Below are 11,940 nucleotides of genomic sequence, written 5' to 3' on the forward strand. Positions count from 1 at the left end.
CAGGGGTGCATCGTGATCAACGAATCGAACCAGGCGACTGGAGGCCTCGGGCATGGCGGCGGAGTTCACGGCGGAGACTACGGGCGCAGTGGTCAAAGAGGCTTGCCGAACCGTGGGGCTCGACGCCTCGGGAGCCGAGTTGCTGCGGCTCGGCTCCAACGCCGTGTACCGCTTATCGAAGTCACCGATCATTGTTCGCGTTGCTCGTGACCTCGACGTCCTGGAGGACATGGAGCGGGCGGTACGGGTTGCGCGGTGGCTGGAGGCGGAAGACCTTCCGGCTACTCGGGTGCCGACGGGCATCACGCAGCCGCTCGTGGTCGGCGGTCGGGTCGTGAGCTTCTGGGAGAGCGTCCAGGAGCACGAGGAGTACGCCACGGTGGGCGAGTTGGCCGACCTGCTGCGCCGACTTCACTGGCTTGAGGAGCCTGAGTCCCTGAGACTCCCGTACTTTGATCCGTTCGCGAATCTGTCGGCCTCCCTGAGGCGGATGGATGGCGTCACGGAGGAAGACCGCACGTTCCTGGAGGACCGTGCCGCAAAGCTCCACAAGGACTACGACCGGCTGGACTTCGTCCTCCCCTTCGGGATGATCCACGGGGACGCGAGCATCGGCAACGTGCTCCGCCACCGGGACGGTCACGCGGTACTCATCGACCTCGACGGCTTCGCGTTGGCGCCGCGCGAGTGGGATCTGATCCAGACCGCAATGTTCTATGACCGGTACGGCTGGCACACGAAGGCTGAGTACGCCGAGTTCGTACACCGGTATGGCTTCGACCTGATGAACTGGCCTGGGTATGAGACCTTGGCGGATGTCCGCGAGCTGATGATGGTGTCCTGGCTCGGCCACCAGGTCGCGGGCAGTGAGCGTTCCGCGGCGGAGTTCGCGCGGCGCGTGCGGTCACTGCGTACGGGCGAGGGGCGAGACGAGTGGGGCCCGTTCTGAGCGGCGGCTCTACACACGGGAGTCAGACGCTGACGTGAGCCTCGGAAGCCACCCAGAGTCTGTGCTCTCCGACTTGCTCCGTGAAGGCTCGCGCTTCCGTGGTGTTGCCGACGGCGGCGAGACCCTGCCGAAACTCGGCGAGGTAGCTGACACATCGGGCTGACTTGAGCTGTTCGCCGAGGTCCAGCGCATCGAGTGCCACCCTGCACGCCTCCTCGACATCGCCGGCACGTAGGTGCGCATCGGCGAGAACCATGGTCGCGAAGAAGTCGCTCCGTACGTGATTGCCGCTCATGGCGTTCTCGGCGTGAGAGACGGCCTGCCGGGCGCTGTTGACGTCACGGAAGCAGTGCGCAGCTTCGGCGGCAAGCTCGGTCTCGTCGAAGTAGCTGATCCATTCCGGCTCGTCGTCGCTGTTACGGCTCTCAAGCGCCCTCGTGGCTGCGCTCAAAGCGGCTTCGCAGGCGCCTACGTCGCCAGTCCGGGCAAGAGCGCGGGCCTCCATTACGTGGAACTGGGCGCGCAGGGTCGGAGTAGCCACGGGGGAGATGCCCATGAGGGCGGCCCGAGCGAGTGTCGCGGCCTGCGTGTAGCGGCCGAGGAACGTCGCCTGATGACTCATGGCGGACAGGATGCTTCCGGCAAGGCGGCGGTCGTTGGCGTCCTGGGCCAGTCGGAGGGCCTGGAGGAAGTACCGCTGTGCCAAGCCATGGCGGCAGGCGTCGTACGACATCCAACCGGCCAGGAGAGTTGCCTCCGCCACGGTGGAGAACAGGGCCCGCCCGACCTGCTCGGTGTACTGCCCGCGCAGGAGCGGTGTCACTTCGGTGCTGAGGTATTGGACAGCAGCATGCCGAGCGTGGTCGCCACCGAAACGGTCGTCCAACTCGGCGAACATGTCCGCGGTGGTCTTGATGGCGGCCACGTCTCCGAAACCGACGCGCATTCCATCCCGATGTTGCCGAGGAACGGCCGGTTCGGGTGCGACCAGCCACCGAAGCGAGGCTTCGTTCCACGCGGGCTCGGACGGCTCGGCCTGTAACAGGGGCTCGTACCGGTTCAGATCAGCGCGCCACAGCAGGCCGACGGTCTCGATGGCACCTTCGGGGCTCGCCGGATATCTGGCGTCGAGGAGTCCGGTGTCTCGCTCGCCCTCGTGGTTCAGCCCCAACTCGGCGGCGCTGAGGCCGTACGCCTCACACAGAAGCGGACCGTAGAAGTCGTCCGGCGTGCTGTGCCCGTTCTCCCAACTGGCGATACGACGCTTCACGCTGGCGTCCGACGGAAGTTGGTGGCCACGGCGGAGCGCAACCTGACGCAACTCCCGCACCAACCGCGGCTGACTCCAGCCGCGACCGACACGGGCTTGCCGTAAGTGAACGCTGATCGGCTCCAGCGAAGACGTGACCGTTCCCTCCCCACTTGTACATGGGTGCGACTTCTGGGGCACGCGATTCTTTGGCTTCTCGACCGAATGTACGCGCTGTTCACCGGTGCGCGCTGCAAGTAACCGGAGTTCGCGGGTTGTTGACCCGTGACGGGGGATGACGCGTGCACTCGGGACGTGTCATCCCCCGTCACCTCTCGTCATCTGCCCTCACCAGGGTGGTGCCCCTGAGTCTGGACACCAGGCGGCGTTGCGGCCGCAACTGGGTTCTGACCGAGGTGAGATGACGTGCAGAGGATGACCAGAAGTGGCATGGAGTGGCTCTCCGCCGCAGCGGACGATCCCGCCGAGTGTCGGCAAGTGTGGGCGGACGATCCCCGAAGGCCCTGCGCGCTCTCGACCGGCCGCTTTTTCGACGTGCTGAGCGTGGACCAGCGTCTCGGGTTGGAGATGTTCGACCGTCTTCGACGAAATGGGATGCTGTTCGGGCCGGCGGTCGTCGACCGCAGGGCGCAGCGAGTCGGGTTCTTTCTGGGCTCGCAGGGCCGCGAGGTCTTCACGTACTACCTCGAACGCGAAACGTCATCGCCACCGCCGTATCGGTATCTCGACCACGGCTGCGCCATCGTCGTCCCCGGAGCCATCCCTCTGTCCGAGGACCGCTACCAATGGCTTCGCGCACCTACCCGCCGACCGGAAGCCAATCCGCGGCGCCCGGTCGCCCTCGCAACCGTTCTGGTCGCCTCCGCGGAACTCCTGGCACGGATGGACCGCTTCGACGAGGAGTACCCGACGCCCTACTCAGCGGTCGTTGCCCTCCCTGAGGAGACGACCACAGATGCCGGATGAGCCGACCCACGGGCGCGACGCTGCCGCGTGGTCGCCTCTCGACAGCGACGGCTGGTACGCGGCCCGAGACGCGACCACCGCATTGCGAGACGTCCTTGTTCGCGCCGGCCTGGAAAAAGACTTCCCCTACCTGCGCGCGGACGTGAACGCCTTCGGGCACGGTCTCGTCGACTTGGGCCGAGTGTCCCCCGCCACGGCCGAGCGCCTCGCAGAACTCCTTCGCCTGGCGCTGGCAAGCGGATACCGCCGAGACGGAAACGACGGAAGTCACGGATCGCCCATTGCCGAAGAACACGAGGGAAGGGCCTGACGCCATGACCGACCGGCGCGGAGTGGTGGCCAAACGAGCCGAGAACTTGTCACCTGGCGTGCCCTATGTACGCGGCTGGAACCGCGCACGGCGAGGCGCCGGCACCCTGGCTGATCAGCTCGTGTTGCTCGGCCTGGACTCCGACTTCACCGGCCTAGTGGCCGATGTGAACGTCTTCGGTGACGGGATCGTGCAGCTCGGGACCGTTCGGCCTGAAGCAGCCGAGTTGCTAACTAGGTTGATTGCGGCCGGGCTTGCTGCGGAGTCGAGTGACATGACGAAGAAGGCGCCTCGCCTCTCGCCTCGGGAAGCTCCTGCGGCATGAACCGCTGCTCGGTGGCGCTTGGTTGTCCTGCCGCTCGGCCGGGACCGGCGCCCCAGCGCCGCAGCCCGGACGAACGGCAGGACAACGGCTACATGACCTTGGGAAGCTGCGGTCATTTGTGGGCTGCTGAGGCGCTGACCTGTGCGAACGGCCGTAGAGCGGGCCCGTCAGGCTCAGCTACTTTCACCCCAATTCCCCGTTGTTCCCCGCTTGATCTGGTGCGGTTGTGGTGCGGCCTGCTTCGGACTTGGTGCCGCTGGGCACCCGCAACTTCTTGCTTCGGCGGCACCGATTCCAGAGCTCCGAAGCCTCCGGTGACTGGCAGCGGCCGTCATACCGGCGCGCAGGTTGGCCAACTCCGCGGGCCGTACCCCTCTTCACTCAAAGGCCCCGTGGATCAGGGAGAGGTAAACGCATTCAGGAACGCGCACGAATTGCTCGGCGCCTGCTGTCCAGTCGAGCGCCACAGTGGGTGAGGTCGAAGCTCATCTCCAGATGATGCCAAGGAGTTCTCTGGATTTAGCAATGGCCGACCTGGGCCCGTAAATTGCGATAGATGCCAGGAGGGCAGCAGCGGCAGTCACTGTGAATATCGCAACATCAGGGAGCCCGAATAGTGTACTGAGGAGCAATGCGGCGACAGCAGTGGAGATGACACCAGCCATTCGCAACCCTTCGCGGTTCGGGGTTACCTCAACTCCACGTAAGGATTGGGCGGGAAGCAAGTTACTAGCATTGCCAACCGCATAATTATTTCCAATTTTCACCAAAAGGGCAGCAAGGCTGCGAAGTGTCCCATCCCCCTTACTGTCGATTTTGGCTTCGACCATTTCCAATTTGGCGACAACCTGTGCTGCATGCTGCTTCGCCCGTTGACGTCTGGGTGAACGTCGTCCAGTGCTTGCCGCAATGAGATGGACCTTCAAAATCGATCGCCTAACGGTCGCACAAGCATCGTCCAGTTGCCGAAGCTCCTTGTGTCGTTCGTCGGGCTGGGCACCCATTACTGCTTCACACGCCTCAACGGCAGACATTATGGAAAGCAGAAAACGATACCTTGCCACACCTGGGCTTCTTCGTGCTCGCCACATAAGCAGCGGCAGCGCCACACACGCCAGGGATAGGGCGGGTGCCTTCATCGATCCTTCAATTCGCTGGTGATCGATGGAATTGATGGCAGATTTCACTAGGTCGGCGCCGCCCAGACTCAAAAGAAATATGTAAATTTTATAGCGAGCATGAACGAAGGCCGCGTTCTTTTTGCCTGCCTCCCGAAGGGGACCCTGCGGTATTGTCGACAAGCCAAGCTTGCGCAAAGCGATTTCCGTTTTTGAAAAATCGTCTTCCGCTACGCGAATGTTCCAAGTGGAAGCGAATTCACGAAAGGCGGGAATCCTGAAAAGAGCCCATTGCCCAATTCGGTAAACCCACAGGCATATGGCTACAAGTACCCCTAAGCCGATGATAAATCGCTGTACTTCGGCGACGCGCCCCCAGTCGATGCTCACGGAGAGATTCTGCCGGAAAGCTAGTACCTGCGCGGCCGGATCGGAGAGGTCGGTGGAGTCTCAAGGGTTGAGGCAAGACCTTTCTTCTTGCCCTGGGTCTTGTCGGGGATCTTGGGAAGCTGGGCTTTTGCTGGTCAAAGCGGTGCTCATAGGCGAGCGAGTGGTCATCATTGGTCGTCGTTGGCCACTGCCGAGCGGCCCCGGACGGCCCAGAGACGGCCCAGCCAACACCGTCACGAGCGTTGGCCTATCGCGTTACGCAGTGCTCGAACCAATTCATGAAGAGCCATCGCAGCCAGCCTCTCCGCCTGCCTTGCGGTTGCGGTTCCGGACGCGCCGGCATGCGCGGAAGCCGGGGAGGAGAAGAGACACGTGGGCTTCGGCTTCGTCGGCCTCCACCACCGTGCAGATGGCAGTAGCCCATCCATCCGGCCGGGTTTCCGCACGCTCGTCCCTGCCGTGTCACGCCAGCGCAACGCCCCATGACCGGAGTTTGGCAGAGCCCGCGCGGGGAGGGGGCGATTGGGGCAACTACCCACGAGAACTACGGAGTCCAACCTACGGAGACATCAGCTTGGGAAGCTCAGAGCACTAGCGGGCACGGATGCACCTGCTAGCCACCCTTGTTGACCGCTGCTGACCCCTGCTTCTGGCACGGCTGTGGCACGGCGACCTCTTCGTTCCGAAGCAACTTGGGTGGGGGCTCTGCCTTGGGCTGGTGTGCCTCTCAGCTGGGTTGACGGTCCGCTGGCGTCCGCGCTCGTCCGCCGGTGTTCGTCAGCGTTGTCACGCAGTTAGACACTCACCCGGCAAGCTGGCGGGAGCTTCAGTCGCCCGCGAACCACAAGTAGCTGCCTGGGGTAGCCGCGCACTCTTCCATCATCGTTGTGAGATCGTCCAGCGCAGCGAACTGACGCTCATCAGCGGAACTCCGCCTCAAGCCGTGGATCTCCTTGAGGGCGGCCGCGGCCGCCTGCTCGTGCATCAACGTGTCCCCGTACGGATCGACGGCGGTGAGTCTCCCGGATACTCCGAGGAGCAGGAGCGAGCCGAGTGCATCGGTCAGTGCGTCGCCGTGCCCGAAGGAGCTCCGCAGGAGTGTTGCGCGGGACTTGCGCCAGTTGTTGCGTACTGGCCGTGACGAGTGCAGCTCCAGATCAATCCCCATGCCGCAGATGACGTGCTGCGTTGCTGCACAGCCACTATTGCCGAACAGAGTCGCTCGCTTGCCTCACGTCAGCGTTGAGGGAATGTCGCACGTGATCTACGAACGCTTGCCGAGCACGCCTGTACAGCGCGGGGACATAGCTCCCGAGCACCATCCCGTCGTCGGTTGGCCACTCGACGTCTTCTTCGCTCTGGGAGGAGAGAAGACCTACGTCAGCAACATGCTTGAGTCGCTCCACCAGCGGGATGATCGCCTCGGGCGCGTCCAATCCGACCAGGCTGGCGGCCTTGCCCAGAGCTGTATGCGCATCATTCAGCCTGGTCTCTGCATCCTCACGCGCTGCGGACCCTGGCGGAAGCGAAGCACACCATGCCATGCTCACGGCGGCCTTTTCGAACCCGTCTGCTACTACGAGAAGATCTACGTAGGCCTGTCTCTGGGCGGTGCGACGCGCTTCGGCGTGTAGGGCACAAGCGGCTATTTTCGCCGCTTCTACCGCATTGTCTGCAGCGCATCGGGCTGCTCTGGCCTGCAGATACGTCGCTGGAAGTCCCAGAGCCGTAAATCCGGCTGCGACTACGGCGGCTATCCCTCCAAGATCCATGCACCTAATTATGGTGGATGTCACAGGCTCCGGACCATGATCGGTCCGGGGCTTTTTGCCTGGTGCGCCTGGCCGACTCCCTTTCGAACCCGAGTGCACCCCTGCTGCGCCTGATCAAGGTGCTGGAGAGGCGCGGTGCAGAGGTGCGTGTGCAGGGGGAACCTGTCGTTGCCGACCCTGCCGTGGCGACGGAGATCAAGGAGAACCGCAAGCTGTCGCCGGACGAGGTCGCGGAGCTGGTGGAGGCGTACCGGCAAGGCGCAACGTTGAGCGCACTGTCTCGGCGTGACGGCCTACATCGACAGACTGTCGACCAGCACGTGACGCGGGCGGGAGTGGCCAAGCGATCACAGGTCAAGATGACACCGGCACGGATGGCCACGGCCAAGAAGCTCTACGAGCAAGGCTGGAGTGCACGGCAGATCGCGGTGGAACTCGATGTCTGCGCCAGTACGGTAAGCAAGAAACTCAAGCGGGCCGGTGTGGAGATGCGGGACCGCAGCGGCCGTTACTAGCCTGAATGTGAACGTCAAGATTAGCCCCGTCTTTCGCATGATCAATGGGGCTAATCTGTTCACGCCAATACATGTAGGTCGTAAAGACCCTGGAAGACGAGACCGTTCAACAGAAAGCCATGGCTGAGTTAGACGCCGAAGAGAAGCGATTCCAGGAGCGGAGGACTGCTATTGCGGGCATCCTCGGGCAGCAGGCCACGGGAGTGGAAACTGTAAACGAGGCCGCTCCTGAAGCAAGTACCCAGAGCCGAGGCGAGCGTAGAAGCAAGCGAGGGAGCGAGTAACCCCCTCACGCCACTCGCCGAAAACGATACCTGTCTCTGATGAAGCGAGCGTGGTAGCGGCCTTTGCTTGGAGCATTCATGAATGCGGTATATACCGACTGCGGAACACCGTAATATTGATACACGGTTCCACTATGGAACCCAACTTCAAGAATCGAACCTTCAAGGGCATAGCCCACAGAAGCAACGTTACTTGAGGCGACGGACTGTCGCTGCAAGATCCCTCCCTCAGATATCCACCTGTCTGGCTTCAGCTTGCCCTAGTCGATCGTGTGAATGTCCTCCCCCTTGTGGTTCTGCACCCACACGTCGCCGTCATCCCAAATCTTGACGGTAATAGTGCCGTTGTACCGGGTTGAGAGCACCTTGGCACCGTGGCCCTTGTACTCGTCGGAGGCATCGGTCCCGGGTTTCTTGCCGACCGAGCAGATCACGACCTCCGGCGACATGGCCTCGACGGCCTCCTCGTGATAGCCGGATTCCCGGCCATGGTGCGATGCCTTGAGGATGTCGCACTTGATCGCCTCTTCCCCAGGGGTGTCCAAGATTGACTTCCAAGCTGCCGATTCGGCATCGCCCGGCAGGATCACCGTACGGCCGGCATGCGTGAGCTTCAGAACGTAGGAACAGTCGTTGTAGCTGCCGCTTACAGAACAGCCGTTGATCAGCTCTTGCGTTGGCGACAGGATCTCGATGTTGTCATCAGCCCAGTATTGAGCTGAAGCCCCTCGCAGGTTATTCAGCACCTTTTGCTTAGTGTCGTCCGGACCAACTCCGCCACGCAGACACTTGTACACCAGCCAGTCGACATACGCATACTTGCTCTTGTCGAATCCAGACTCCTCCAACTCCTTTTCGTGGTCTACATCCCAGAAATTTTCAACAGCAACTTTGTCTTGCCAGAAGAGGCGATGCAGGCCGCTCATGTGGTCCATGTCGGGATGTGTCTGGATGTAGCGAAAGAGGCTCTTGCCCGAGAAGTTGTCCTTAAAGTAGTCAGCTGGGTCGACCAGCAAGGACTTGTAGTAGTCCTCCCAGGAGCGAAACTCTCCTTTGACTAGCTGAGATCGGCGGTAGCGGAAATCATAAAGCGATACCCCGCTACTCTCGGCCAATGCCTCTTCATCCGCTTCGGGCAGGCTCTTAGAATTGTTTATGTCGATCATCATGATCCTGCCCGAGGGCAACTCCACGATCGTGCAGTCTCCGTGCCCCACATTTAGGAAATGAATCTTCATCACAGGTGTTCCACTACTCCGTTCAAGGTCATGCACACTTACGCGTTCGGATTCGACGCAGCCGCAGGAGCTTCACCCTTCAAAGTGACCGCAGACTGCAACAGTTGCTGGGCGTATTTGTTGGCCGCTTCTCGCACCCGCCCTGGAGACGGCCAAACACACCAGTAGACAAAGAATGCGAGGCACGAAGCCACGCCGAACAGGCTCTCGGCTGTAATGCCGTCCTGGTGCCGCCCAAGCGACACCCATGCCATGTAGGCGCCTACAACCATGACTCCGCCGAGGCTGATGCCACGACCAATCCAGCGAACTCCGTACAAGTTGCGCGCAAACCCGTAGTTACGGTTCTCGTTGAACAACAGCTTGAACTTCGCGGTGTCCCGCGTGCGATCCCGCACCTGGCCGACGGCGGTTGCAATCGCCTGGTCGGCTCGCGATGGATTCGCACGCTCAGCCCGTAGGCTCAGAAGCTCTACGCCAGACACTTCCGCAACTGCCTTGCGCCAGAGGTCCCGCTGCACCTCGTTGTCCGAGGAATCCCGCAGCCTCAACCAGGCCGTAGTTGGCGCGCCGCCCCAGCTGGCCCAAAGGGTCTTCTCGGTCTTCCGGCCACGCTGACGAACTATGTCGGCCACTACTACGGGCATACCGATGACGGCCGCCGCGCCCATGGCGTAAGAGACCGTGGGGAGTTGGCGCAAGCTCAGCACCGAGAGCAGGATCGCCAATGGAAAGATCGCCAACAGTCCCGGTATGAGTCTCGCCCGGCGTTCGTACTCGTCGAGCCACACCACGGTCAGGCACCCCCAGCGGCAATCTGCACACGGCGGCATCTGCACCCACTGCCACACCAAACGGTTGTGGCGTCGCTGCCCTTGAGCTCCTCCTCGATCGAGAGAAGGTCGATCTCGTATCGCACGTCGGTTCCTTGGCTTCCAGGCGCGTTGGCGCATCACACGAAGAGACGGCCTCTGCACCCCCGTGCTTTCGGCCAACTACCGCACACACAGTAGCCGCACAGGCCGACAACTCCTCACGCTCCGTCAGACTCAGGGCAGACAAAAGGAGTAGACCACCCTCCTTCTTGACCGAACGTGATCACTTCTGTCGACCAGTGACCGCGCGCATCTCCCGTTCCAACACCCACACGAAGGCCACGCCTCCCTTGGGAAACGTCCAGCCTGGATATGCCACCTGAACGCTTGGTGATGGGTCGGTTGCGGCCAGTTCGGCCACTCGCGACTGTCGCGGCCCAGACAGGTAGTCCAGAACGTTCATATGCCGGATACCGCAATCGCCGTACCAAAGTTCAGCCGTGAAGTCCTTGGTCGGTTGAGCGAGATCGAGGTGCAGTACGTGTCCGTGTTGCTGAACCAAGACGCAGTAGGTGTACGCCAGCGACACCTGCTCGCCTCGTTGCACCTCGTCACCGAGGCTCACGCTGAAGAGCTGGCCGTCCTTCCGACTACTCCGGCGGACTGGACGCTACTTGCCATCTACGGTGACGGAAACGAGCTCGAAGGCTTCAGGTGACCCGGCGTCAAGTCCGTTGGGTTCATGGGCGGTCAGTCGCCGGCGTGGAGACAGCTTCAGGTCTCGCCTGAACGGCCGTGAACGGTGCTGAACGAGACGGAAACTGAGACGGCCCGCTGCGCGGAGTCTTACTCGATGATCTCGGCCCGCTCTCGTACCTGGTCGTCTAGCTTGCCGTGCTCCAGGTCGCTGAGGGCGGCTGCGTATCCGGCCATGACCGCCTGGTGTACGACGTCGTGGAGGGCTTCAGGGATCGTGTCGAAGATGCTGGAGCAGATGTTCGCGGCGGCGTCGTACGCGGACTGGTAGTGCGTGTCACGGATGCTGGCGCCCAAGGCGTTGACGAGACTGCGTAGGTCTTCCTTGTGGTCATCGCTCACGTCGACGTCATTACCCTTAGGCCTTGGTCGAGAACCGCACTTCCGGGGGCCCTAGCCGACGAAAGTCAGCCACGACGGCGGGTGCGCCGAATGATCAGGCGCGCGTGTGTCGCTGCACCCCCACCGGCCTCAGTCACGTTATCGGACTTGTCGTCGACCTGAGCAAGTCGCGACGGCCGGTCCGTGACGACGGCATGCAGCCATCAGCTTGGGAAGCTGCGGGCATTTGGGGCTGGTTGGGACGCTGACCTGGGCGAAAGTCTGCGGTTCGGCCACGCCAGGCCTGGCGTCCTTCACCGTGGTTCCCCGCTGGTCCCCGCCATATCTGGTGCGCTTGTGGTGCGTTCGTCGGCGTCTCGCCTTACTCGGCCGGCCTACAGATCCACACGTGTTTCGTTGTTGCCCCGCCGGAGAATGACGTGCGCCGGTCGGAACGGCAGACTGCGCAGAGTCGGCTCCAGGACCTTGAACAGAGCATCGGCATCGGGTCCGTAGGCGTACACGGCAGCTTCGCCTCCTCCGAACTCGTTCCCGTCGACCTCCCCGACGCCTGCAATCTCGGCTGCTTCCTCCATCGCCTGTTCGGCTTCGTAGATTCGCTCGCGCTGATCGGCAGCGCCGAAACCGTCACTGGCAAGCCGGAAGTGTGCGATGACGGCATGCTCCTCTTCCCCGCTGTCAGGTGCAATGTGTGTCTCCATGCCGTACACACTGTCATCGAGGTCTGACACTCTCCCGCTGTGTCCAACTCGGATCCGTCCCACCAACACGCTTTCCAACTGTGTTGCTAGGTGAAGAGGCTTCGGACGGGGCTGTTCACCTGCGTTCATGGCCGTCCGGCCGTGGGGGCGGCTACCGTCTTTGGTCTTGCCTGAACGGCCGTGAACGGC

At 62.3% G+C, this 11,940-nt stretch carries 14 protein-coding genes; 5 read left to right on the forward strand and 9 right to left on the reverse strand.

Annotation, left to right across the window (positions count from 1 at the left end; translation table 11 throughout):
* The first annotated feature begins 52 nt into the window (after window positions 1-52).
* Entirely contained in the window at window positions 53-949 is an 897-nt protein-coding gene (locus OG496_RS37415) for a phosphotransferase family protein (RefSeq protein ID WP_405974012.1), read from the forward strand.
* A 22-nt stretch (window positions 950-971) separates the two neighbouring features.
* On the opposite strand, the gene OG496_RS37420 is transcribed toward OG496_RS37415, so the two are convergent.
* A complete protein-coding gene (locus OG496_RS37420) occupies window positions 972-2,219 on the reverse strand; it encodes a hypothetical protein (protein WP_405974013.1) in 1,248 nt (415 codons plus the stop codon).
* Window positions 2,220-2,624: 405 nt separating this feature from the next.
* Between OG496_RS37420 and OG496_RS37425 the strand changes: the two genes are divergently transcribed.
* Genes OG496_RS37425 through OG496_RS37435 form a run of 3 tightly spaced genes read left to right on the forward strand, consistent with a single transcriptional unit; the run spans window position 2,625 to window position 3,820 of the window.
* On the forward strand, window positions 2,625-3,185 hold the full coding sequence (locus OG496_RS37425; RefSeq protein ID WP_405974014.1) for a bifunctional DNA primase/polymerase: 561 nt from the start codon (window positions 2,625-2,627) through the stop codon (window positions 3,183-3,185).
* Window positions 3,175-3,495 (forward strand): hypothetical protein, encoded by a 321-nt coding sequence (locus OG496_RS37430; protein WP_405974015.1) that lies wholly within the window; start codon window positions 3,175-3,177, stop codon window positions 3,493-3,495. Before OG496_RS37425 ends, OG496_RS37430 begins: the two co-directional genes overlap by 11 nt.
* A 4-nt stretch (window positions 3,496-3,499) precedes the next feature.
* Complete coding sequence (locus OG496_RS37435; RefSeq protein ID WP_405974016.1) at window positions 3,500-3,820, forward strand: hypothetical protein; 321 nt, start codon at window positions 3,500-3,502, stop codon at window positions 3,818-3,820.
* A gap of 485 nt (window positions 3,821-4,305) precedes the next feature.
* On the opposite strand, the gene OG496_RS37440 is transcribed toward OG496_RS37435, so the two are convergent.
* Complete coding sequence (locus OG496_RS37440; protein WP_405974017.1) at window positions 4,306-5,328, reverse strand: hypothetical protein; 1,023 nt, start codon at window positions 5,326-5,328, stop codon at window positions 4,306-4,308.
* Between the two features lie 826 nt (window positions 5,329-6,154).
* Window positions 6,155-6,496, reverse strand: coding sequence for a hypothetical protein (locus OG496_RS37445; protein WP_405974018.1), 342 nt, complete (start codon window positions 6,494-6,496; stop codon window positions 6,155-6,157).
* A gap of 666 nt (window positions 6,497-7,162) precedes the next feature.
* On the opposite strand from OG496_RS37445, the gene OG496_RS37450 reads away from it, so the two are divergent.
* Window positions 7,163-7,615 carry a helix-turn-helix domain-containing protein gene (locus OG496_RS37450; RefSeq protein ID WP_405974019.1) on the forward strand — a complete coding sequence of 151 codons (453 nt, stop codon included), beginning with the start codon at window positions 7,163-7,165 and terminating at the stop codon, window positions 7,613-7,615.
* Window positions 7,616-7,904: 289 nt separating this feature from the next.
* Here OG496_RS37450 and OG496_RS37455 read toward each other — a convergent pair whose 3' ends face one another.
* From OG496_RS37455 to OG496_RS37480, 6 genes are all read right to left on the reverse strand, one after another.
* Window positions 7,905-8,117 carry a KTSC domain-containing protein gene (locus OG496_RS37455; protein ID WP_078651339.1) on the reverse strand — a complete coding sequence of 71 codons (213 nt, stop codon included), beginning with the start codon at window positions 8,115-8,117 and terminating at the stop codon, window positions 7,905-7,907.
* Between the two features lie 42 nt (window positions 8,118-8,159).
* Entirely contained in the window at window positions 8,160-9,137 is a 978-nt protein-coding gene (locus OG496_RS37460; RefSeq protein WP_405974020.1) for a ComEC/Rec2 family competence protein, read from the reverse strand.
* 38 nt (window positions 9,138-9,175) lie between these two features.
* A complete protein-coding gene (locus OG496_RS37465) occupies window positions 9,176-9,931 on the reverse strand; it encodes a hypothetical protein (protein ID WP_405974021.1) in 756 nt (251 codons plus the stop codon).
* 304 nt (window positions 9,932-10,235) lie between these two features.
* Window positions 10,236-10,577 carry a hypothetical protein gene (locus tag OG496_RS37470; RefSeq protein ID WP_405974022.1) on the reverse strand — a complete coding sequence of 114 codons (342 nt, stop codon included), beginning with the start codon at window positions 10,575-10,577 and terminating at the stop codon, window positions 10,236-10,238.
* 221 nt (window positions 10,578-10,798) lie between these two features.
* A complete protein-coding gene (locus tag OG496_RS37475) occupies window positions 10,799-11,050 on the reverse strand; it encodes a hypothetical protein (protein WP_330282271.1) in 252 nt (83 codons plus the stop codon).
* Between the two features lie 374 nt (window positions 11,051-11,424).
* Entirely contained in the window at window positions 11,425-11,751 is a 327-nt protein-coding gene (locus OG496_RS37480) for a hypothetical protein (RefSeq protein ID WP_405974023.1), read from the reverse strand.
* Window positions 11,752-11,940: the final 189 nt, after the last annotated feature.

The sequence above is a fragment of the Streptomyces sp. NBC_00988 genome, from assembly GCF_045162645.1.
Classification (GTDB): domain Bacteria; phylum Actinomycetota; class Actinomycetes; order Streptomycetales; family Streptomycetaceae; genus Streptomyces.

Coding starts and splice junctions, on each gene's coding strand:
- OG496_RS37460 (WP_405974020.1), bottom strand. CDS start 9,137: ATGAAGATTCATTTCCTAAATGTGGGGCACGGAGACTGCACGATCGTG.
- OG496_RS37415 (WP_405974012.1), top strand. CDS start 53: ATGGCGGCGGAGTTCACGGCGGAGACTACGGGCGCAGTGGTCAAAGAG.
- OG496_RS37430 (WP_405974015.1), top strand. CDS start 3,175: ATGCCGGATGAGCCGACCCACGGGCGCGACGCTGCCGCGTGGTCGCCT.
- OG496_RS37480 (WP_405974023.1), bottom strand. CDS start 11,751: ATGGAGACACACATTGCACCTGACAGCGGGGAAGAGGAGCATGCCGTC.
- OG496_RS37445 (WP_405974018.1), bottom strand. CDS start 6,496: ATGGGGATTGATCTGGAGCTGCACTCGTCACGGCCAGTACGCAACAAC.
- OG496_RS37435 (WP_405974016.1), top strand. CDS start 3,500: ATGACCGACCGGCGCGGAGTGGTGGCCAAACGAGCCGAGAACTTGTCA.